This window comes from Caballeronia sp. LjRoot31 (assembly GCF_964253885.1).
Classification (GTDB): Bacteria; Pseudomonadota; Gammaproteobacteria; order Burkholderiales; family Burkholderiaceae; genus Caballeronia.
This window is the reverse complement of record NZ_CAXURX020000002.1, coordinates 2,113,484-2,133,882: the sequence shown is the minus strand read 5'-3', so window position 1 is coordinate 2,133,882 and position 20,399 is coordinate 2,113,484. Positions and strand designations below refer to the sequence as shown.

The following is a 20,399-nucleotide window of genomic DNA, read 5'->3' as shown; positions in this document are numbered from 1 at the left end:
AAACATGAATCAGAAACTACTCGTACGTGCCGTTGCAGCGGTGTTCGTTGCCGCCGCGCTGCTCGGTGCCGGCTATGTGGCCGGCACCCATCGTCTCGCAACAGAAGCCCCCGTGGCCGCCGCCACGCCGGCGTCAGGAAATGACATCGATCCGAAGACGGGCCGCAAAGTACTGTATTGGCACGACCCGATGGTACCGGCCCAGCACTTCGATAAGCCCGGAAAATCTCCCTTCATGAACATGGAGCTTCAGCCCGTCTTTGCGGACGAAGGCGGTTCAAGCGGCGTCAAGGTCGACTCCGGGCTTCAACAGAATCTCGGCATCCGATACGCAACGGTGCGCCGGCAGGACACGGCCGAAGGTTTCGACGCGGTCGGCACCACCCAGTTCGACGAGTCGATGGCGGACGTCGTCCAGTCGCGCGTGACCGGTTATATCGATCACCTGTATGCCAGCGCTCCGATGCAGCGGGTGGCCAAGGGCGCGCCGGTCGCGTCGTTGTTCGTTCCGGACTGGCTGGCGCCGCAGGAAGAATATCTGGCGCTCAAGCGCGGTGGCATGGATGACGGCCTGCTTGCCGCGGCACGCGCACGCATGCAGGCGCTATCGATTCCGGAAGGGCTCATCTCAAGCCTGGACCGGACCGGCAAAGCGCAGACGCACGTGACGCTGTTTGCTCAGGACGCGGGTGTGTTGACTGAGCTCAATGTCCGCGACGGCGCGATGGTCGCGCCGGGGCAAACGCTCGCCAAGATCGCGGGTCTGTCGAAGCTATGGCTGATCGTGGAAATACCCGAGTCGCTCGCGTTGCAGGCACAGCCCGGCATGACGGTAGACGCGACTTTCGCCGGCGACCCGTCACAGCATTTCAGCGGCCACATCCGCGAAATCCTGCCGGGCATCAGTGCCGACAGCCGCACGTTGCAGGCGCGCCTCGAAATTGATAACGCCGGGTTGAAACTGACCCCGGGCATGTTGATGCGTGCGCGCGTCAGTGGAGCGAAACCGGTATCGCGCCTGCTCGTGCCGTCCGAAGCGGTCATCACGACCGGCAAGCGGTCGATTGTTATCGTCAGGAATGGCGACGGTCGGCTGCAGCCTGTGGAGATCACCGTAGGCAACGATAGCGGCAACAGCACTGAAGTCGCGAGCGGGCTCACTGAAGGTCAGCAGGTTGTCGCCTCCGGCCAGTTCCTGATCGACTCGGAAGCGAGTCTGACCTCCGTGCTGCCGAAGCTCGAAGGAAGCGCGGCTCCCGGCGCGTCGGCACCGGCCGTGGCACCTGCGGCTGCCTCCGCTTCCACGCCTGCTGTCGCGCAAACCTACGAAACGACTGGAAAGGTCGAGAAAGTCACTTCCAGTGACATTACGTTCTCGCATCAACCCGTGCCGGCGTTGGGATGGGGAGCGATGACCATGACCTTCGACAAGCCGTCTCCAACGGCTTTCCCGGACGTCTCGGTAGGTGAAGCCGTGCATTTCGTCTTCAAGCAGTCTGATGACGGATATCAATTGACGAAGGTCGAGCCGGTCGGAGGGGTGAAATGATTGCACGCATCATTCGCTGGTCGATTTACAACCGTTTCCTCGTGTTGCTCGCAACCGTGCTCGTCACCGCATGGGGCTTTTATTCGCTGACCCAGACGCCGCTCGATGCGCTTCCGGATCTGTCGGACACGCAGGTCATCATCAAGGCCTCGTATCCCGGCAAGGCGCCGCAGGTGATCGAGGATCAGGTGACGTATCCGCTTACGACGACGCTGCTGGGTGTGCCGGGGGCGACCACCATTCGCGCGTATTCCTCGTTCGGGGACGCGTTCGTCTATGTGCTTTTTGATGACAAGACGGACCAGTATTGGGCACGATCACGCGTGCTCGAATACCTGAACCAGGTGCAGAGTCGTTTGCCACCGGGAGCCACCGTGTCGCTCGGACCGGATGCGACCGGTGTCGGCTGGGTCTACGAATATGCGCTCGTCGATCGAACTGGCCAGCATGACCTGGGACAGCTTCGCGCGCTCAATGACTGGTTCCTCAAATTCGAGTTGAAATCGGTGCCGGACGTTTCGGAGGTTGCCAGCATCGGCGGCATGGTGCAGCAATATCAGGTCGTCCTGGACCCGGACAAGTTGCGCGCCTTCGGCATCACACAGGCAACCGTTGGGGAGGCGATTGGCAAGGCGAACCAGGAATCGGGCGGGTCCGTCGTCGAACTGGGCGAGTCCGAGTACATGATCAGGACATCCGGGTATCTGCATTCGCTCGACGACTTCCGCAACATCGCGCTGCGCACGAATGACGCAGGGACGCCCGTGCTGCTTGGCGACGTCGCCCGCATCCAGATCGGGCCTGAAATGCGCCGCGGTATCGCTGAATTGAACGGTGAAGGCGAGGTGGCGGGCGGCGTGATCGTGATGCGTTCGGGCAAAAACGCGCTGACGACCATCGACGCAGTCAAGGCGAAGTTCGCAGACCTGAAGAAATCGCTGCCTCCGGGCGTCGAGGTCGTGACGACGTATGACCGCTCGCAGTTGATCAACAGTGCGGTCGACAACCTCAAGGACAAGCTTCTTGAGGAATTCATCATCGTCGGGCTGGTCTGCGCGGTGTTCCTGTTCCACTTGCGCAGTGCGTTCGTTGCCATCCTGTCGTTGCCGCTGGGCGTGCTGGCCGCATTCATCGTCATGCGCTATCAGGGCGTCAACGCGAACCTGATGTCGCTAGGCGGCATTGCGATTGCGATTGGTGCGATGATCGATGCGGCTATCGTGATGATCGAGAACGCTCACAAGCATCTGGAAGCGTACGATCATAAGCACCCCGATGTACCGATCACCAACGCCCAGCGATGGGAATTGATTGCAGAGTCCGCAGCCGAGGTCGGGCCAGCCCTGTTCTTCTCGCTGCTCATCATCACGCTGTCGTTCATCCCGGTGTTCTCGCTCGAAGGTCAGGAAGGGAAGCTTTTCGCACCACTGGCGTTCACCAAGACCTACACGATCGCCGCAGCGGCCGGGTTATCCGTGACGCTCGTGCCGGTGCTGATGGGCTTTCTGATCCGCGGCCGGATTCCGCATGAGAACGCCAATCCGATCAATCGTGTGCTGATTCGGCTGTACCGCCCATTGCTCGAAGCGACGCTACGGCGGCCATGGATTGCGATTGCGCTGGCGGTCGTCGCGCTCGGTGTCACGATGATTCCCGTGTCGCGGCTCGGTGGCGAATTCATGCCGCCGCTCGACGAAGGCGACCTGCTCTACATGCCGACCGCGTTACCCGGCATCTCGGCAGACAAGGCGGCCGAGTTGCTGCAGCAGACGGATCGGCTCATCAAGACGGTGCCCGAAGTGAAGACCGTGTTCGGCAAATCGGGCCGTGCCGACACCGCGACCGACCCCGCGCCGTTCGAGATGTTCGAGACCACCATCCAGTTCAAGCCGCGCAGCGAATGGCGCCCCGGCATGACGCCCCAGAAGCTCATCGATGAACTCGACGCGCGGGTCAAGATTCCCGGTTTGTCGAACGTCTGGGTGCCGCCGATCCGCAATCGCCTGGACATGCTGTCGACCGGCATCAAGACACCAGTGGGGGTGAAGATCTCCGGTCCCGACCTCGGGCAGATCGACAAGATCGCGACGCAGGTCGAGTCCACCGTCAAGAACGTCCCGGGCGTGACGTCGGCACTGGCGGAACGTCTGAACGGCGGGCATTACATCGACGTCGATATCGACCGGCTGGCGGCCGCCCGTTATGGCATGTCGATTACTGACGTTCAATCCATCGTGTCGTCCGCTGTCGGCGGGGATAACGTCGGTGAGGTCATCGATGGGCGCGAGCGCTTTCCGATCAATATCCGCTATCCACGGGAGATCCGGAACTCCGTTGACAATCTGCGGCAGTTACCGATCGTCACGGACCGGGGCGCGCAGATCACGTTGGGCGACGTGTCCACCCTGAAGATTTCCGATGGGCCGCCGATGATCCGGAGCGAAAATGCGCGGTTGACGGGTTACGTCTACGTCGACATTCGCGACACGGACCTGCAATCGGCCGTGAAGGCGATGCAGGTCGCGGTTGCGCAGAATGTCGTGCTGCCGCCCGGCTATTCGATCGCGTGGTCGGGGCAGTTCGAGTATCTGGAGCGAGCGGCGGCCAAGTTGCGGACGGTAATTCCGGTGACGCTCGTCGTTATTTTCGTGTTGCTCTTCCTGACGTTCAACTCGGCGGCCGATGCGTTGTTGCTGATGTCGACGGTGCCTTTTGCACTGGTCGGCGGCTTCTGGCTGATCTGGATACTGGGACATGCGGTGTCCGTTGCCACGGCGGTAGGTTTCATCGCGTTGTCGGGCGTGGCGGCGGAATTCGGTGTCGTGATGCTGCTCTATCTGAAGGGCGCGCTTAATCGTCGGCTAGAAGAAGGCGAGCCCTTTACCGAAGCAACGCTCATCGATGCCATCCGTGAAGGCGCCGTCCTGCGCGTGAGACCCAAGGCGATGACGGTCGCCGTCGTACTGGCGGGCCTTATCCCCATCATGCTGGGCCATGGTTCCGGCTCCGAAGTCATGCAGCGCATCGCGGCGCCCATGGTTGGCGGCATGGTGACCGCACCGCTTTTGTCCATGCTCATCATTCCGGCGGCCTGGCTCCTGCTGCAACGCCGACGCGTCGCGCGCGCGAATCGAAACACCAAGGAAACGCTTCAACCTCACGCAGTACCCACTGGCACGCTCGTGCCGCAAACTCACTCTGGAGAAAGCCAATGAAGAAGTTGATAACCCTGACCGCCGCCTTTTGTGCCCCCTTCACGCTGGCCACCGCAGCGCTGGCGGCCGACAACATGGCGGGCATGAAGATGGACAATGGCGCAATGAGTGCCATGGCGCCGGACAACTCGGCGCTCACCGATGCGGTCGTCAAGAAGGTTGATCCATCCACCGGCATGGTGACGCTTCAGCATGGAGCCTTGAAGAACATCAACATGTCGGCGATGACGATGGCTTACAAGGCGAAGGACGCGTCAATGATCAAACAGGCGAAGGAGGGTGAGAAGGTCAAAGTTCGCGTGGAGAATATCGATGGGACGCTGACCATCGTGAAGCTGATGAAACAGTAACGCCCGTTACGCCGGTTGCACGGCAATGTGGCGGCGTCTTGTCTTGGCGCCCCGCATTGCCTTGCTGGCGCTGGACCGCGTTCAAACGTGCCCGGCCACACCGAACCGACTTTGAATGCGGCGCGCTGGCATGGGCATTAGCCGCACGCGCTCGTAATAACGGATGGTTTCGATATTGACGCCGCAGAGCGTGCTCGACGCACCAATAGAATAAGTCGCGCTCATACACGGATGATCCTAGTCGATTGGCAAATGACACGTCTTGCGGCCGAACGATAGTTGGCAATTTTTCACGGTAAAGCAATAAGCGACATCAAGAGTCAACTATTGCTTAAGTAGTCACCCCCGCACGCACCGAAACCCGGCATACACGTACTGATAATGCGCTTGAAACCAGTTACGAAAACTCGGTCTCAGCATGCAAGCCGCCGTGCGTGGCGAGCCGCCTTTGAGCACGAAATGCTGGTCGTCGTAGAAGTTCGCGGAGTAACCCAGGTAGAACGGAAACGGCTCGAACCCGGGTAACGGCCCGAAGGTCGTCGACGTCCACTCCCAGCCGTTGCCGAACTGTCCCACCACGCCCGCCGCGCTGTGATTCTCCGGGTGAGCCTGGACCGGTGACGGTTCCCATCGGCGGAAATCGAAATTGCCCTGTTGGGCATGTGGGGCCGCCTCGGCGGCGCGTTGCCATTGTGCTTCGGTCGGCAGCGACTTGCCCGCCCACTTCGCATAGGCGCTGGCTTCAGCGTGGCTCACATACACCGGCCAGTCCGCCGGCAGCGGAATCTCGGCGAACATGGTCCGCAGCTTCCAGCGTGAGCGCTTTGCGGAGTCTTCCGATTCCGCCGACGATTCATCACGTACCCAGAACGCCGGCTTTTCGATGCCCTCACGTTCTTTCCACGCCCAGTCGCTGTCGCGCCAGTAATCGCGATGCGCGTAACCGCCGGCATCGATGAAATCCAGCCAGTCCGAATTCGTCACCATGTAGCGGTCCATCTCGAATGCCGGCACCTCCACGCTATGTTCACCGAACTCGTTGTCCCAGCCGAACGTGCCGCTATCACGCTTAAGCCCCAGCGTGGCTACCCCTGCAGGCACATGGACCATTTCCCTTGGCAGGGTCTCGTCGAGCGGGTGTTTCGCAGTGTCTTCGGTGACCGCGGGTCCGGTTTTCTGATGCAGCGGCAACTGATGCAACATGTACGCGAGCGTTTCCGCGTGCATCAGCCTGTGCTCGATCGCGACCTCCAGCAGCGTTTCGGGCGCAGCTTCCGGAGCGCTGGAATTGTCATGGCTATCTTCGCGGTTTGTAATTTCGACGGAATCGAAACGCGCATCGATGTCATCGCGAATCCGCTGCACATAGGCGCGAATCGTGTCGAGCGTCGGCCAGTCTTGAGGCTGGTCGCTTGGCAGACCCCCATCGACGGGATCAATGCCGAATGCAAACAACTGGTCGAACTCGGGATTCCGGCTGGGCAGGTCGAAGAGCCGCTGATCGAACAGATTGCGGTCGAACGCCTCCAGATGCCCGATGTAGAACACGATCCGATGCCGCTCGGAAATCGGGCGTTCATACAGGAATTCGGATTTGACGATGCCGAACAACGCGTCAGTAGTCTGGCGCGCTTCGCGCAGGCGGGCGAGCAGCGGATGCAGCGGGGTAGGTTCGCGATTCATTTCGCTCTTGTCTCCGGGCATGGGCCGATGCAGAACGATAAATCGTAGCAGAGGACATGCCAAGCCTGCTTGGATCGCCAGGCGGGCCGGAGAAGCGGCCGGAAATCAGATCGCGCGCAGGCCGTCGAAGTCGAGGATCTGGATGAGCTTGCCGTTTGCATCGATCAGGCCCTTTGCCTGAAAACGCGACAACGTCCGGCTGACCGTTTCCAGCGTGATGCCGAGAAAACTGCCCATGTCGTCGCGCGTGAGGCGCAGGTTGAACTCGTTGCCCGCATAACCGCGGCGGGCCAGCCGGGCGGAGAGATCAAGCAGCAGGGCGGCTACCCGCTCGTCGGCGCGCAATGTGCCGAGGATCAGTGTTTGCGTCGCCTTCCGGACAACTTCGCGGCTCAGCAACTGCAGCAGCCGGCGCTGGAGGGAACTGGTCTCGCGGCAGGCGCGCTCAAAGTGCACGTAGGGGATCAGGCAGACCGAACTGTCTTCGAGGGCGATGGCGTGGCATGCGTGCCGGCCATTATCGAATCCTTCGAGGCCGAGCGCATCGCCGCCGAGATGAAGACCCATGACCTGTTCGCGGCCGTTGCCGTTCGGTGTTGATACAACCGTTTTGATCGAGCCGGAACGGATGGCGTAGAGGGTGTCGAAGGTGTCTCCGACGCGAAACAGGGTTTCGCCCCGCTTGATCGTGCGAGCGTTGACGATGACCGTCTGGAGCCTGTTGACGTCGTCGGAAGAGAGGCCTTGTGGCAGGCAGTAGTGCTTCAAGGCGCAGGTCGAGCAATGCGCGGCGTGGCGCGAGGGGGCGCTGGGCAGAGGAACTGAGGTCTCGTGGACGGTTTGCATGGCTCGCTCGCTTTTGGTTCGTTTTGATCTGGAACAAGGAAATTGTCCCATCGATGCGATCCGCCCCCGGGTGGCAAAACGTCGCGTGAGAACGCTGTTGCTCGCTTGCGCGCTTGCTCGCTCTCCCCGCCGCGTTTATTCCTTTGACTCGGGTGCTTCGGCCCCGGCGGCGGCTGGAATCAGCAGCACCGGCAACGTTGCCTGGCGCAGGCACCTTTCCGCGACACTGCCGAGTAGCAGCCGCTGGAAGCCCTTGCGGCCGTGTGTGCCCATCACGAGCAGGTCCGCGTTGAACGCGATTGCGGCGGCAAGCACCATCTCCGCGACATCATCCACCGACGAACCTTCGGCAATGACCACTGCGCCTTGCACGCCGCGCTGTTTCATCTCGGCGTTGGCCTCGCTGGCGAGTTTGGCGCCCTCGTCGACAAGCTCGTCGCGCAGGCTGGATGGGTCGTAGCCCGGCACGTCGTAATAGACCGATGCGTTCGCGACCACGTAATAGGGCTGCAGCACCGCGCCGTGCGTGGCGGCGAGTTCGAGCGCGGATTCGAATGCGCGGCGCGAGGTGTGGCTGCCGTCAATAGCCACGACGATTCGTTTGAACATACGGTTCTCCTTCAGCGGTTGAAATGCAAGCGACGGTTTTTAATCGATGAAAACGGTCGCGTCTGATTGTTCGGCTTACAAATGTACGACAGTAATAATCCGATTAATGTTCTTCTTTGTCGACAACCCTTCAATCCTGACCAACCGGACGAAATAATGTCGTCATACAATCCGGAACGTGGTCTTTGTATCGATTCCTTCTATTTTTACTCTCCTAGTCCCAGCCCGTGTCCCAATCTGCTCCTCAGTCCGCTTCCCCGTCCGATCCCGAATCCCCCGCTCCACTGCCTTTCCGCAACGCTCTTCTCGCCATGCTCGGCATCGGTCTCGTCAACATGCTGGTTGCGCTTGACCAGACCGTGGTCAGTACCGCGCTGCCGTCGATTGTCGCGGAATTGCATGGTTTCGAGTATTACGCGTGGATTGCGAGCGCGTATTTGCTGGCGTCGGTGGTGACGGTGCCGGTATTCGGCAGGCTTGGCGATTATTTCGGGCGAAAGTGGTTCGTGATTGCCGCGGTGATCACGTTCACGGCGGCTTCGGTGTTGTGCGGCGTGGCCAACGACATGCTGTTCCTGGTCATCGCGCGCGGTTTGCAGGGCGTGGGTGGCGGGATGATGGTCGGCACGGCGTTCGCGTCGATTCCCGATCTCTTCCCCGATCCGCGTTTGCGGGTGCGCTGGCAGGTGGTAATGGCGGCGTCATATGGAATCGGGACGGCGGCGGGGCCGTCGTTGGGCGGCTGGATGAGTGAGCATTGGGGATGGCGCTCGACTTTCCTGATCAACCTGCCGGTGGGGATTGCCGCGTTTTATTTCATATGGGCGCATTTGCCGAATTTCCATCGGCCGCGCGAGGGTGCGGTGAAGATCGACTGGCTGGGCGCGGTGCTGGTTGCCCTCGTGCTCGGCGGCTTGCAGGCATTCATTGAAGCCGTGCCGAAGAGCGGCCTGACCACGGGGAACGTGGTGTTGGCTGTGTGCGTGGCGGGCGCCGCCGTGGCGTTGCTGATCTGCGAGCGTCGCGCGACGCATCCGATCATTCCCCTCGACCTCTTCAAAGACCCGCAGCTTGTTACGTTATTCACGTTGTCGATGCTGTCAGGTTTCGTGATGTTTTCGCTGATCTTTTTTGCGCCGCTTTTGCTGCAGGGTGGTTTTGGTTTATCGCCGCAGGAGGCTGGATTACTGGCTACGCCAATTGCGATGTTTATTGCCATCGGCAGTTTTATCAACACGCGCATTGTGATTCATTTGCGTAAGCCTACATTCATCTTGTCGATTGGATTCACGTTGCTGCTATTCGCGTGCATTGCGCTGGCGTTTGCCGATGCTTCCACGCAGCATATCTGGATCGAGATTCCGATGGCGGGTATTGGTATCGGCCTGGGTTTCGTGCTGAATAACCTGAACGTATTCGGGCAGGAGATTGCCGGGCGTGAGCGCTTTGGCATTACCACGGCGTTGCTGCAGTCCACTCGAATGGTCGGCGGGATGCTCGGAACGAGCGTGGTCGCGGTGATCGTGCAGCATCATTACCGGGACGTGATTACGCGCACGCTGCGAGTGCTCGGCGAACCGGCGAGTACCGCGTGGCTGCCAAGATTTGACGATCCGCGAATCCTGATTGATTCCGCGTTGCGGGGGAAGTTGCTGGCCGATCTGGTGCCGGCCGGGCTGGATGGGCCGGCGCTGATCGAGAGCGCCCGCGAGGTGCTCGTGCAGTCCATTCACATTGGTGTGGCGCTGACCGCGGTGGCGGCGTTATCGGCGGTGCTGATGGTGCGGAGGGTTTCGCACATTACCTTTCGGAAGGGGTAGGGGGTGGGTATTACTTGTCGAACATCATTGACAGGGCGTTTGCAACCGGCCTGAAAATCGACGGGCAGCACACGGGCTTTTGCCCCAGGCATATCACTGACCCCAAGCGCGTTTTGGCCGTTTAGACATGTTGAAACCTCGCTATGCAACGTATATACTTGTATCAACGTTAATGGGAGGTTGGCATCATGGCGAAAACAGCAACGCTCACGATCCAGCAGTGGGGAAACAGTCTGGCTGTCCGTATCCCCGCCGCTATTGCACGCTCCGCGCATTTCGAGGTCGGTCAGGAGGTCGAGGTGACGACTGACGAGATCGGCGTGACGGTGAAGCCGGTGGGTCCTCGCAAGCTCACGCTCGCGGAGAAACTGGCGAAGTTCGATCCTGCAACGCACGGTGGTGAAGCGATGGCCACGGGCCGCATCGGTGTGGAGGAGTTTTGATGGCAGTCGCTTTGTGGGCGCCGGATCGACGCGACATTATCTGGATTGATTGCAACCCTCAGGTCGGTCGCGAGATGAAGGATATGCACCCCATGCTGGTTTTGTCACCGAAGCCATTCAACGAGCGCACCGGGATCGTCATCGGGCTTCCAATGACGACAGCGGCATTCAACGACACGAATCCGTTTGCAATCAAATTCCAGGGGCCGAGAAACGTTACGAGCTACGTGCTTGGACACCAGCCCAAGTCTTTCGATTGGCGAGCGCGAGGAGCGAAGGCCCATCCGTGGAAGCGTGCATCCGATGAGGTGTTTGCCGCAGCGTGCGAGCAGTTGAACCAGATTATCGCGATTGGCGACTAGGAAAAGATAAAGCATAGCGACGTGGCCCAAGCTGCGGCTGACACGTCGCAATGAGTGGTTAAACTGATCGTTCTCGCTTTCCGAACCCGGATCGCGCGGGGCCGCCAAACGACCACCTTAATCCCCCGCGCGAGCGAAACTCAGTGCGCGCCTGCCGCCGCTCCGCCTCCACCGCCTTTCGCCCGCTTTGTAATCCAGATAAGCGGAATAATCAGAATGAAAATAATGGAGGAAGCGAAAAAGATATCGTTCAGCCCCATCATCGCGGCTTGCGTATTCACCGTGAAATCGAACAACCCGCGCGCCTGAGCTTCGTTGATATTCAGCACCCCCTGCGACGCCTGCATTGACTGCAAGAATATCGGATTATTTGCATTGGCTTGCTCGGTCAGCCGCTCATGATGCAAGGCTATCCGATTCGTCCACTCATTGCCTGCAAGCGACGTCCCCACCGCCCCGCAAAACACCCGCGCAAAATTCGATAACCCCGCAGCAGCCGGGATCTTCGATGGCGGCAACCCCGACAAGATAATCGACGTCAACGGCACAAAAAACAGTGCCATGGGAATGCCCTGCAAAAGCGTTGGCAACACCAAGTGCCAGGTATCGACCTCAATCACATACTTCGAGCGCATGTAAAACACAATGGCGAACCCGATAAACGCCATGGTCGCGACAACACGCGCGTCACTCCGCGGTAAAAACCGTCCCATGACCGGCGTGAGAATCACCGCAAAGATCCCCAATGGCGCGGTGACCAGCCCGGCATCGACGGAACGGTAATTCAGATATTCCTGCAGCCATTGCGGCAACAAAACAAGGTTGCCGAAGAAGACCCCGTAAGCCACGGAAATAGCCACCGTTCCGCCGAAGAAATTCCGCCCGGCGAACAGCCGAAGATCGACGACAGGATTGGCATCGGTCAATTCCCACACCACAAAAAGCGCAAAGGCAATCAGCGCAATGATGCCCAGCCATACGATTACCGGTGATGAAAACCAGTCAAGGTCCCGTCCCTTGTCGAGCATGACCTGCAGCGACGCAACCCAGGCAATCAGCAAAATAAGCCCGATCGTATCGATAGGCGCCTTACGCGTCGCCGATTCACGTTTTCGATAGATGAACCACGTGACGCTGGCGGCGAATAATCCGACGGGAATGTTGATATAGAAGATCCACGACCAGCTATAACTGTCGGTAATCCAGCCACCTAAAGCCGGCCCGGCAATCGGCCCGACAACGGCGGTCATCGCCCAAAGGGAGAGCGCCATCGACGCTTTCTCCTTAGGATACGAACCCAGCAAGATCGCCTGCGACAGCGGAATCAGCGGCCCGGCAACGGCGCCTTGCAAAACCCGCGCGGCGAGCAGGATCGGCAGTGTGGGTGCAAGCCCGCAAAGCCACGAAGAAATCACGAACAACAATATTGCGCCAACAAACAGCTTGATCTGCCCAATGCGCTGAGTCAGCCAGCCGGTCAGCGGAATCGACACGGCATTGGCCGCGGCGAACACCGTCACGACCCACGTGCCTTCATCGACGGACACGCCGAGATTGCCGGAAATAGTCGGGATAGCGACGTTCGCGATCGATGAGTCGAGCACGTTCATGAACGTGGCGAGCGCCACGGCAATGGTCGCGAGAACCAGTTGGCCGCCTTTCAACGGCGGCGGGGAGGGCGCAGGCAGCGCGGCAGGCGCAGTGCTCATGGGATATCCGGATAAAGCGGCCACCCGATGCAACACAGCGGCCGATTGTGCCAACAACGAAGGCCGCAGTGTGCCAGCGTTCAAAAAACCTCGCTGATCGCGCTGCGGCTTTCATCCAGCTATCAAGCTTTAAGCGGCCCTTCCATCAACTTCGGATATCCCTGTTTCAGACGAGCTTTATTTAGCTGACACGTCGATGTCGCCGAGATACTTCTTCGCGAACTGCGCAATCGTTCCGTCCGCCTTGAGCTTCGCGATAGCCGTGTTCAAGCGCTGTTTCAGCGCGTCGTCACTCTTGCGAATGCCGAATGCAATGCCGCTGCCCAGGATCTTGTCGTCGCTGACCGGGCCGCCGGCAAAGCCGTATCCCGCGCCGTCCGGTTTCGACAGGAAGCCGGTTTGTCCGGCAGCGGAGAGGACGAGCGTGCCGTCGAGACGGCCGGCCTTCAGATCCGTATAAGCCTGGTTCTGATCCTGGTACGGCACGACATTCACGCCCGCGTTCGCCCAATGCGCCTTGGCGAAATTTTCCTGGATCGAACCCTGCAACACGCCGATGTTCTTGCCCTTCAGCGACGCCGGCGTCGGCTCAAGCCCGCTACCCGTCTTCGCAATCAGTTGCGTGGGCACGCGATACACAACCGTCGTGAACTCGATGGCCTGGCGGCGTTGATCGGTTGCGTTCATCGCGGAATTGATTGCATCGAATTTACGGCCTTGCAGGGCCGGAATCAAACCGTCGAACGAGGTTTCGACCCACACGCATTTCATTTTCGCCGCGGCGCACACCGCGTTGCCGACATCGATATCCAGCCCCTGCAATTCACCGGATGCCGCCTTCGATTCGAACGGCGGATATTGCGCTTCCACGCCGTAGCGCAGGGTGTTGGACTCGGCGGCGTACGCGGCGGCGCTACACAACGACGAGGCCAGCAACAGGGCGGCCGACAGAACGCGAGCGGTGTTTTTCATTGGAGCGTCTCTTTATTGGTAGAAGTTGAATTGGCATAAGGCGGGCAATGTCAAACCGCGCATAAGCGGCGCGCCCCTTCGCGCAGCGTGTCGTCGTCCTTGGCGAAGCTGAGTCGGATGATGCGGTTGTCCGTGCCGTCGGTGTAGAACGCCGACAAGGGAATGGTCGCGACGCGGTTTTCGCGAATCAGGCGCAGCACGAAGTCGCTGTCCGATTCATCGGAGAACGCGCCGAAGCGCGCCAGCATGAAGAAGCTGCCAGCGCTCGGCAAGAGTTCGAAGCGTGAACCGCTCAGCGCTTCGGCGAGGAGATCGCGTTTCTTCTGATAGAACTCGCCGAGCCCGAGATAGCTCGATGCGTCGCCGAGTGCTTGCGCGAACGCGATCTGCATGGGGGTATCGGCGGCGAAGGTCATGAACTGATGGACCTTGCGGATTTCGTTGGTCAACTCGGCCGGAGCGAGCGTGAAACCGACCCGCCACCCCGTCACGTGATACGACTTGCCGAACGACGACACGATCACGCTGCGCTCGGCGAGCGCCGGATAACGCGCCATGCTTTGATGCAGGGCGCTGTCGAACACAACGTGTTCATACACTTCATCCGACAACACGATGATCTTCGAATCGCGCGTCAGTGCCGTGAGGCGATTGATGTCTTCCGTGGTGAACGCGCTGCCGGACGGATTGTGCGGCGAGTTGATGATGATCATGCGCGTGCGCGGCGTGATGGCCGCGGCCACCTCATCCCAGTCGATATGAAAATCCACCGGCGAGAGCTTGATCGGGATGGGCGTGGCGCCCTGCAATTGCACGATGGGGCCGTAGCTATCGAATGACGGTTCGAAGTAGATCACTTCGTCGCCGGGATGGACGAGTGCGCTGATCGAGGCGTACAACCCTTCGCTGGCGCTTGCCACCACGGTGATTTCGCTGCCCGGGTCGTAGGTGGCGTCGTAGAGCTGCTGTGTTTTCAGCGCGAGGGCTTCGCGCAGCGCCAGCACGCCGGCCATGGGCGCGTACTGGTTATGCCCGGCGCGCATGGCTCGGGCGGCGTCGTCCACCAGTTTCGGATCGCACGCGAAATTCGGTGCGCCTTGCGAGAGATTCAGCGCTTGATGTTCCTCGGCGAGCTGGCCGATCACGGTAAAAATGGTCGTGCCGACATTCGGCAGCTTCGACGCGGGGGTCCAGGCACTTTTCACGGCGGTTGTCTCCGGAGGACTGAATTCAAGTATCGATTGTCATTCGACCGCAGCAATAAAGTACGGACAATCGAAAGTTTGTCATACTAGCCATGAATCCAGCTCATGGCTTACGAGATCCGACAATGAAACCGCTGCCGTCTTTGGATGTGCTTAAAACCTTCGCGGTCGTGGCACAGCGACTGAACTTTACCCGTGCCGCCGATGTTCTCAACATCACGCAAGGCGCTGTCAGCCGGCAGATTTCCGGGCTGGAGGCGCATCTGGGTTATGCGCTGTTCGTGCGCCAGCCGCGAGGTCTTGCGCTGACGCCGAATGGCGCGATGCTGCTCGCGCCGTTGCAGCAGGCACTGGCGCAGATTACTGAGGCGCTGGAGCGTAGCGGGGCGCAGTCGGGCACGTTGCGGGTGAAATGTCCCACGTGCGCGATGCGCTGGATTTTGCCGCGTGTGATCCGGTTGCAGAACGAGCGGCCGGAGCTCGCGATCGAGGTGACGGCGGCCGTGTCGCACGGGGTGGAGTTCAATGCCGAGCAGTTCGATGCCGCCATTGTGTTCGGGCGGCCGACGTTAAAGGGGGTGAGTTCGCATCATCTGTTCGATGAAGTGCTCACGCCGGTGTGCGCGCCGGGCTTGTGGAAAGCGGGGCGGGCCGGCGCAGCTACGCCGGATGATCTTGCCAATCAGACTTTGTTGCATCCAACGCGTGATCGACGGGACTGGCTCAGGTGGCTGGAAGCGTATGGGTATCACGGGTTGCCGTCGGCGAAAGCGCAGCATTTCGATACGCTTGATCTTGCCATTTCGTCTGCCATGCAGGGCTTGGGCGTGACGATTGGGGATTTATCGCTGATCGAGGAGGACTTGCGGGCGCAGAGAATCATCACGCCGTTTTCGCTTTGTGTGCCTAGCGGGGCTTCGTATTATCTGATCTATCCGGAGCGGCCGGCGCCTTCGCCGGTATTGCGGGAGTTTGCTGAATGGCTTGAGGAGGAGGCTGCGGTGACGCGGGCGAATCTTTTGGCTTACATGAGCGCGTGATTTTCGTTCGCACTTGGGGTGGGGGGCGGTTTTGGGGTTAGTGGGCGGGGTCAGTGCCGGGGTGGTCGGTTCTGGGTTAGCGGTCGGGGTCAATGCCGGGTTGCTGCTTTCGGCCTTAGTGGTCTGCGAGAGTCGGATTTTCTCTTTATCACTATTAGCCACTGTGCGTGGCGGCACGTCATTTCTTTGTCCAAAGCGACAAAGAAACGAAGCAAAGAAAGCGCTTTCAACCACGCTACCCTAAGTGTCCACAGCGTGCAGTTTTGATTCATAGGTGCCCCAAAAGCACGGTGCTCGCCAGAGCCACGGATGTGTGAAACCCTCCTTCTCCGAACACGGATACCCACACGCTTCGCCACCAGTGATTGAACCTGCCCAAGGGGCGCCCCGCGTTATCCGCGGACGACCGCTCGCCGAATTTGTGCGCGTCTCGAACCACGTAGCCAACCCTCCTGGAAACGAGGCCGCAAAGTGCGTGAGGCCATGACCGGCGCAAATAAGGCGCGGGCCACGCAAATGATCTGTAAAAAAAGAAGCTTTAAATATGGGTCGGCCGTATAGCCCACCGAGCTGCGCTGACCACGCGGGCAACCCACCAAGACATGACAGTAAATAAAGACGTGTGAGGCCGTGCAGGTTCCTTGGCAAATGTGCTTGCCCGAGAGCGTACGGGGCGAAGCGTGTTCGTGTCAGGATTCGCGAGAAGGAGGGGTTCAAATATTCCAGGCTCTGGCGAGCACCGTGCTTTTGGGGCACCTATGAATGAAAACTGCACGCTGTGGACACTTAGGGTAGCGTGGTTGAAAGCGTTTTCTTTGCTTCGTTTCTTTGTCGCTTTGGACAAAGAAATGACGTGCCGCCACGCACAGTGGCTAATAGTGATAAAGAGAAAATCCGACTCTCGCAGACCACCACGGCCGAAAGCACCAACCCGGCATTGACCCCGACCGCTAACCCCAGAATCGACCACCCCAGCATTAACCCCAACTGCTAACCCCAAAACCGACCACCCCGGCATCGACCCCGACCACTAACACCCAAAACCCCGCCCCCACCCCCAAGTGCGAACGAAAACCCCCTCGCGCAGCGCCCCCCCCTCTCGCGCTGCGCGCGCCCCCTGGTTACGTCCCGCTCTTCGTCACGATCGGCACCCACGCGCCGCCCTTGACCTGATACATCGTCGACGACGCATTCTTCAACGCGCCATTACTGTCAAAGGCAATCGTGCCCGTAATGCCCGGGAACGAAATAGCCTTCAGCACCGGACGATACACGTTCGGATCGATGGAATTAGCCTTCTGCATGGCATTGATCGCGGCCCACGCAGCGTCATAACCGAACGGCGCATACGAGAGAATCGCCACACCGAAATGCTTCTGGAATTTCTCGGCGAACGCCTTGCCCTGCGGCAGCTTCTCAAGCGGACTGCCGTATTCCCACGCCATCGCACCATCAGAGGCTTCGCCGGCAAGCTTCAGGAAATCCGCGTCCATCACGCCACCACCGCCCACGAACTGCGCATTAATACCAAGCTGTCTCATCCGCTTCGCCACCGCCGCCGCTTGCCGGTCGAGGCCGCCAAAAAAGATCAGGTCGGTGCCCACACCCTTCAGCGCCGTCAGTTGCGCGCTGAAATCGACGGTCTGGTTATCACTGTACTGACGCGCGACGATCGTGCCGCCCGCCGCCTTCACCGCTTTCTCGAACTCATCGGCTTCACCCTGGCCGAAGGCCGTCCGGTCGTCGATGATCGAGATCTTCTTCGCCTTCGTCACCGTCACCGCGTACGTCCCGGCAGTACCGGCGTTCTGGGCATCGCTGGAAATGACAGTAAAGACGTTGTCGAACCCGCGCTGCGTAATGGTCGGATTGGTTGCCGCAGGATCGATCACAGGAATGCCGGCGGTCTGATAGACCTGCGACGCCGGAATCGTCGTGCCCGAATTGAAGTGGCCGACGACAACGGCTACACCGCCATCCACCAGTTTTTGCGCCGCCTGCACGCCGATCCGAGGGTCGGCCTGGTCGTCTTCCGCCTGAATGACAAAGTTGGCCGTCTTGCCGCCAATCTGGATCTTCTTTGCATTCGCTTCATCCAGCGCCAGTTGCACGCCGTTTTGCAGGTCCTTCCCGTAACCGGCGTTCGCGCCCGTCAGCGGGGCGGCAAAGCCGACCTTGACGTCGAACGTGTCGGCAGCGGCGGACAGCGGCAACCCGCCCAAGGTGGCGGCGGCACACGCAAGAATCCAGGCAAGCGGTTTGAGATTGGTTCGAAGATGCATTTTTATTCTCCTTCGGGGTTGAACAGGTCCGGCGAGCAGGGCGGTTAAGTTTCGCTTTCGCGTTTTGGTCTTATCTACACGTTTTCAACTCCATTTCCCGATACACGACTGCACCACGGCGAGCTTCCCGCAAGCAAGACGGGGTTTGCCCGTGCGCCATCATTATCGTGTGGACGAAAAAACCGGTTGAGCTTGTTGAACGAACTCGCGGACGACCAGCAGCAGATGCAATTTAGGAAGCCAAATTAGCGGCGTCTTGGCAGTTCATCGCATCGGCAATGCGGATTTCGGCATAGCGGGTTTAAGCGGATTGCCGAGGCTCACGGAGCTGGCACTGCCGCCGCCGTGGTTGACGTGCTCCGGCAATACCCTGATGCACCCGATCACCTACCCGGTTAGACCCTGAAGATTGCGGCACAAACCGAACGCGCTTAAACGGCAAAGACGCGTGATCTCCTTGTTATTCATATATATCGAATACATTACTAAATTATTTCAAATAAATATGTTAGTAAGCCGTAATAAATTGCTTTTGTAAGGGATTTTTCACCTCTATGTAATTATAATGAGAATCGTTCTCATTTATATTGACGTTCAAACTTTGCGTGGGTACGATTCGCTTCGCCGGTGCCTTCTGGATGGTGGCCCGGAGGACGTTTCAGCGCTGATGTGCGGGGTTATCGCGCATGTCGTCGCAACGTCTTTAGAACAATCAACACGACGCGTTAGCAGCCGTCGCAACAAGAAGAGGATTTCGATGCAACCCGTCCAGCTCGCTTCGCGTGAATCGCGACACGATTCGCGCCCTGACGCGACCCTGCGCGCTGCCAACCAGCGCCGTGGCGCGCCTTTTCGCCGGGCAGTGCTCGGTACCAGCCTGGCGTTGTTCGCGCTGGCTTCATCGGCGACATTCTCGGCAGCATTTGCCGCGGGCGCGCCGGCCAATCCGGACGCAACCCCTTCCGATGCCCCCGAAGCCGACCTGAACATCCAGGCGCAACAGGCGGGTCAGTGGACCGGCACATGGGGTCGCTCCACCCTGCTCGGCGACATGGGTGGCATCCGCTCATTCCTCGGCCAATACGGCGTGACGCTGCAAGCGACGGAAGTATCGGAATATCTGGACAACACGCGCGGTGGCCTGAAAACCGGCGGCACGTATGACGGGCTGACCACCGTTACCCTCGGTCTCGATACGCAAAAGGCCTTCGGCCTGCCGGGCGGCACGTTCAATGCGAGCGCGCTGCAAATTCACGGCCGTAACCTGAGCGAGTTCAACCTCGGTACGCTGAACACCGCGAGCGGGATCGAAGCGCAGGACACCACGCGGCTGTGGGAGCTCTGGTACCAGCAGTCGTTCCTGAACAAACGCGTGGACGTGAAGGTCGGCCAGCAAAGTATTGACCAGGAGTTCATGGTCAGCAGCTATGCCGCCACGTTCGTGAACACCATGTTCGGCTGGCCGGGCCTGCCGTCGTATGACATGCCTTCGGGCGGTCCGGCGTATCCGCTGTCCGGACTTGGCGTGCGCGTACGCGGCCAGATCTCGCCTTCATTGACGGCGCTCGCAGGCGTGTTCGACGCAGATCCGCTCGGCAACAACCCGAACAATCTCAGCGGCACGAACTTCAACGTGCATAACGGCGCGATGTATATCGGCGAATTGCAGTACTCGATCAATCAGCCGTCCGACGGCGAGATGGTCGGCGTGCCGCAAAACGGTTTGCCCGGGACGTACAAGATCGGCTTCTGGTACAACAACGAACGCTTCGCTGACCAGAGTACTGACAACACCGGCCTGTCGCTCGCGAATCCGCTGAGCACGGGTACGCCGCAAAACCATAACGGCAACTACAGCTTTTATGCCGTCGCGGATCAGATGATCTGGCGTCCGGACCCCGACGAACCGCGTAGCATCGGCGTGTTTGCGCGCGTGATGGGCGCGCCGGGCGACCGCAATCTGGTGAGCTTCAGCGCCAACGCGGGCATTGTGATGAAAGCCCCGTTCGCCGGCCGCGACAACGACAGCGTGGGCCTTGGCCTCGCCTACATCAAGGTCGGCAACCACGTGCATGACCTCGATATCGCGGCTGCAGCCGCAAGCGGCGGCCCGTACGGTATCCGCACGCAGGAAACCGCGGTCGAGGCGACCTATCAGTACCAGGTCAACCCGTGGTGGGTCATGCAGGGCGATCTGCAATACACCTTCAACGCGGGCGCCGGCCAGAATCCGAACGATCCCACGCAGCCGTTGCGCAACACGCTCGTCGTCGGCGTGCGCACCACTATCACTTTCTGATCGGCGTGATCTTGA

Annotated in this window: 16 protein-coding genes; 8 read left to right on the top strand and 8 right to left on the bottom strand. The window is 59.9% G+C overall.

Annotation, left to right across the window (positions count from 1 at the left end; genetic code table 11):
- The first annotated feature begins 4 nt into the window (after positions 1-4).
- The 3 genes from ACSQ8V_RS27825 to ACSQ8V_RS27815 are packed head-to-tail and all read left to right on the top strand — an operon-like array spanning position 5 to position 5,114.
- Complete coding sequence (locus ACSQ8V_RS27825) at positions 5-1,549, top strand: efflux RND transporter periplasmic adaptor subunit (protein WP_436207837.1); 1,545 nt, start codon at positions 5-7, stop codon at positions 1,547-1,549.
- Positions 1,546-4,764: an efflux RND transporter permease subunit gene (locus tag ACSQ8V_RS27820; RefSeq protein ID WP_436207836.1), complete on the top strand. Its 3,219-nt coding sequence runs from the start codon at positions 1,546-1,548 to the stop codon at positions 4,762-4,764. Before ACSQ8V_RS27825 ends, ACSQ8V_RS27820 begins: the two co-directional genes overlap by 4 nt.
- The gene (locus ACSQ8V_RS27815) at positions 4,761-5,114 is read left to right on the top strand and encodes a copper-binding protein (protein ID WP_436207835.1); all 354 of its coding nucleotides are present in this window, start codon (positions 4,761-4,763) and stop codon (positions 5,112-5,114) included. Before ACSQ8V_RS27820 ends, ACSQ8V_RS27815 begins: the two co-directional genes overlap by 4 nt.
- Before the next feature lie 81 nt (positions 5,115-5,195).
- Here the strand turns inward: ACSQ8V_RS27815 and ACSQ8V_RS27810 are convergent, their stop codons facing one another.
- The 4 genes from ACSQ8V_RS27810 to ACSQ8V_RS27795 form a co-directional block, all read right to left on the bottom strand.
- Complete coding sequence (locus ACSQ8V_RS27810; protein WP_436207834.1) at positions 5,196-5,339, bottom strand: MerR family DNA-binding transcriptional regulator; 144 nt, start codon at positions 5,337-5,339, stop codon at positions 5,196-5,198.
- Positions 5,340-5,453: 114 nt separating this feature from the next.
- Positions 5,454-6,797, bottom strand: coding sequence for an SUMF1/EgtB/PvdO family nonheme iron enzyme (locus tag ACSQ8V_RS27805; protein ID WP_436207833.1), 1,344 nt, complete (start codon positions 6,795-6,797; stop codon positions 5,454-5,456).
- A gap of 105 nt (positions 6,798-6,902) precedes the next feature.
- Entirely contained in the window at positions 6,903-7,643 is a 741-nt protein-coding gene (locus ACSQ8V_RS27800) for a helix-turn-helix domain-containing protein (RefSeq protein WP_213764160.1), read from the bottom strand.
- 135 nt (positions 7,644-7,778) lie between these two features.
- The gene (locus tag ACSQ8V_RS27795) at positions 7,779-8,252 is read right to left on the bottom strand and encodes a universal stress protein (RefSeq protein ID WP_436207832.1); all 474 of its coding nucleotides are present in this window, start codon (positions 8,250-8,252) and stop codon (positions 7,779-7,781) included.
- A 311-nt stretch (positions 8,253-8,563) separates the two neighbouring features.
- On the opposite strand from ACSQ8V_RS27795, the gene ACSQ8V_RS27790 reads away from it, so the two are divergent.
- The 3 genes from ACSQ8V_RS27790 to ACSQ8V_RS27780 all read left to right on the top strand — a co-directional run bounded on the left by ACSQ8V_RS27790 (position 8,564) and on the right by ACSQ8V_RS27780 (position 10,877).
- Complete coding sequence (locus ACSQ8V_RS27790) at positions 8,564-10,072, top strand: MFS transporter (RefSeq protein ID WP_213764158.1); 1,509 nt, start codon at positions 8,564-8,566, stop codon at positions 10,070-10,072.
- A 188-nt stretch (positions 10,073-10,260) separates the two neighbouring features.
- Positions 10,261-10,515: an AbrB/MazE/SpoVT family DNA-binding domain-containing protein gene (locus ACSQ8V_RS27785; RefSeq protein WP_089165892.1), complete on the top strand. Its 255-nt coding sequence runs from the start codon at positions 10,261-10,263 to the stop codon at positions 10,513-10,515.
- Complete coding sequence (locus tag ACSQ8V_RS27780) at positions 10,515-10,877, top strand: type II toxin-antitoxin system PemK/MazF family toxin (RefSeq protein WP_213764156.1); 363 nt, start codon at positions 10,515-10,517, stop codon at positions 10,875-10,877. Before ACSQ8V_RS27785 ends, ACSQ8V_RS27780 begins: the two co-directional genes overlap by 1 nt.
- Positions 10,878-11,017: 140 nt before the next feature.
- Here ACSQ8V_RS27780 and ACSQ8V_RS27775 read toward each other — a convergent pair whose 3' ends face one another.
- The 3 genes from ACSQ8V_RS27775 to ACSQ8V_RS27765 form a co-directional block, all read right to left on the bottom strand.
- Complete coding sequence (locus tag ACSQ8V_RS27775) at positions 11,018-12,586, bottom strand: DHA2 family efflux MFS transporter permease subunit (protein WP_436207831.1); 1,569 nt, start codon at positions 12,584-12,586, stop codon at positions 11,018-11,020.
- Between the two features lie 177 nt (positions 12,587-12,763).
- Positions 12,764-13,558, bottom strand: a complete 795-nt coding sequence (locus ACSQ8V_RS27770; RefSeq protein WP_436184764.1) for an ABC transporter substrate-binding protein — start codon at positions 13,556-13,558, stop codon at positions 12,764-12,766.
- Positions 13,559-13,608: 50 nt separating this feature from the next.
- Positions 13,609-14,763, bottom strand: coding sequence for a methionine aminotransferase (locus tag ACSQ8V_RS27765; RefSeq protein ID WP_436207830.1), 1,155 nt, complete (start codon positions 14,761-14,763; stop codon positions 13,609-13,611).
- 125 nt (positions 14,764-14,888) lie between these two features.
- Here ACSQ8V_RS27765 and ACSQ8V_RS27760 point away from each other — a divergent pair, with 125 nt between their 5' ends.
- Positions 14,889-15,803 carry a LysR substrate-binding domain-containing protein gene (locus ACSQ8V_RS27760; RefSeq protein ID WP_436207829.1) on the top strand — a complete coding sequence of 305 codons (915 nt, stop codon included), beginning with the start codon at positions 14,889-14,891 and terminating at the stop codon, positions 15,801-15,803.
- A gap of 1,121 nt (positions 15,804-16,924) precedes the next feature.
- Here ACSQ8V_RS27760 and ACSQ8V_RS27755 read toward each other — a convergent pair.
- On the bottom strand, positions 16,925-18,085 hold the full coding sequence (locus tag ACSQ8V_RS27755; protein ID WP_213766039.1) for a branched-chain amino acid ABC transporter substrate-binding protein: 1,161 nt from the start codon (positions 18,083-18,085) through the stop codon (positions 16,925-16,927).
- A 757-nt stretch (positions 18,086-18,842) separates the two neighbouring features.
- Here ACSQ8V_RS27755 and ACSQ8V_RS27750 point away from each other — a divergent pair.
- Positions 18,843-20,384 carry a carbohydrate porin gene (locus ACSQ8V_RS27750; RefSeq protein WP_436207828.1) on the top strand — a complete coding sequence of 514 codons (1,542 nt, stop codon included), beginning with the start codon at positions 18,843-18,845 and terminating at the stop codon, positions 20,382-20,384.
- Positions 20,385-20,399: the final 15 nt, after the last annotated feature.

Bases quoted from the DNA above. Each gene is read 5' to 3' on its own strand.
- ACSQ8V_RS27795 (WP_436207832.1), bottom strand. From the start codon at position 8,252: ATGTTCAAACGAATCGTCGTGGCTATTGACGGCAGCCACACCTCGCGC.
- ACSQ8V_RS27790 (WP_213764158.1), top strand. From the start codon at position 8,564: ATGCTCGGCATCGGTCTCGTCAACATGCTGGTTGCGCTTGACCAGACC.
- ACSQ8V_RS27760 (WP_436207829.1), top strand. From the start codon at position 14,889: ATGAAACCGCTGCCGTCTTTGGATGTGCTTAAAACCTTCGCGGTCGTG.
- ACSQ8V_RS27780 (WP_213764156.1), top strand. From the start codon at position 10,515: ATGGCAGTCGCTTTGTGGGCGCCGGATCGACGCGACATTATCTGGATT.
- ACSQ8V_RS27770 (WP_436184764.1), bottom strand. From the start codon at position 13,558: ATGAAAAACACCGCTCGCGTTCTGTCGGCCGCCCTGTTGCTGGCCTCG.
- ACSQ8V_RS27815 (WP_436207835.1), top strand. From the start codon at position 4,761: ATGAAGAAGTTGATAACCCTGACCGCCGCCTTTTGTGCCCCCTTCACG.
- ACSQ8V_RS27785 (WP_089165892.1), top strand. From the start codon at position 10,261: ATGGCGAAAACAGCAACGCTCACGATCCAGCAGTGGGGAAACAGTCTG.
- ACSQ8V_RS27810 (WP_436207834.1), bottom strand. From the start codon at position 5,339: ATGAGCGCGACTTATTCTATTGGTGCGTCGAGCACGCTCTGCGGCGTC.
- ACSQ8V_RS27800 (WP_213764160.1), bottom strand. From the start codon at position 7,643: ATGCAAACCGTCCACGAGACCTCAGTTCCTCTGCCCAGCGCCCCCTCG.
- ACSQ8V_RS27775 (WP_436207831.1), bottom strand. From the start codon at position 12,586: ATGAGCACTGCGCCTGCCGCGCTGCCTGCGCCCTCCCCGCCGCCGTTG.
- ACSQ8V_RS27820 (WP_436207836.1), top strand. From the start codon at position 1,546: ATGATTGCACGCATCATTCGCTGGTCGATTTACAACCGTTTCCTCGTG.
- ACSQ8V_RS27755 (WP_213766039.1), bottom strand. From the start codon at position 18,085: ATGCATCTTCGAACCAATCTCAAACCGCTTGCCTGGATTCTTGCGTGT.
- ACSQ8V_RS27805 (WP_436207833.1), bottom strand. From the start codon at position 6,797: ATGAATCGCGAACCTACCCCGCTGCATCCGCTGCTCGCCCGCCTGCGC.
- ACSQ8V_RS27750 (WP_436207828.1), top strand. From the start codon at position 18,843: ATGCAACCCGTCCAGCTCGCTTCGCGTGAATCGCGACACGATTCGCGC.
- ACSQ8V_RS27825 (WP_436207837.1), top strand. From the start codon at position 5: ATGAATCAGAAACTACTCGTACGTGCCGTTGCAGCGGTGTTCGTTGCC.